The sequence below is a fragment of the Alkalihalophilus lindianensis genome (assembly GCF_032843265.1).
Taxonomy (GTDB): Bacteria; Bacillota; Bacilli; order Bacillales; family Bacillaceae_D; genus Alkalihalophilus; species Alkalihalophilus lindianensis.
Window position 1 is genome coordinate 1 of record NZ_JAWJBA010000862.1, and the last position, 244, is coordinate 244.

At 43.9% G+C, this 244-nt stretch carries 1 pseudogene; it reads right to left on the minus strand.

The features are described from left to right. Window positions 1–244: pseudogene (locus RYX56_RS24580) on the minus strand (shikimate dehydrogenase); the annotation flags it as partial.

Below are 244 nucleotides of genomic sequence, written 5' to 3' on the forward strand. Positions count from 1 at the left end.
CAGTTATATCAATATGGAAGACTTCCGCAATCACCTGTGTCCAGCCATGGATGAAGTAAATCCAGCCATCTTCAATATAAAGACCTCTGGATTCCTTTTGATGAAGGGCCTGATGATAGAAATCCAATTCCCCACGATAGTTCAATTCCCATACAAGGCTTTTTTCCGGAAAAATAGCTTCATCCGATAGCGGTGAACCCGGGCGGTCCTTCCCTAACCCCGTTGCATTAATCACGAAAGAATT